1 protein-coding gene is annotated in these 245 nt (G+C 54.3%); it reads right to left on the bottom strand.

The annotated features are described in order from the left end of the window. The coding region (locus R0J88_RS22595) for an AMP-binding protein (protein WP_410901261.1) at positions 1–245 on the bottom strand (245 nt) is incomplete at both ends.

Raw genomic sequence — 245 nt, 5'->3', positions numbered from 1 at the left:
ATAATGGCTGCGGGCTGGCAACTTGCCAGTAAACCCTGCAATTTGGCGCTCCAGGAATCCCGCTGACCAACGCCCATTGGAATCGCCAACGGGACGGCGACTAAGCCGGCATACTGGCAGGCAAAAAAAGCCTCTACGAACTCGCTACTTGTTTCGGCAATCAGTGCCACGCGATCGCCTTTTTTCAGGTTCAGCGATAACAACCGCTTCGCACCAGCTTCGGCACGTGCTTTTAACGTCTGATA

This window comes from Pseudoalteromonas sp. SIMBA_162, assembly GCF_046535955.1.
Taxonomy (GTDB): Bacteria; Pseudomonadota; Gammaproteobacteria; order Enterobacterales; family Alteromonadaceae; genus Pseudoalteromonas; species Pseudoalteromonas marina.
The sequence above is the reverse complement of the archived record's forward strand: the minus strand, read 5'-3'. Positions and strand labels throughout refer to the sequence as shown.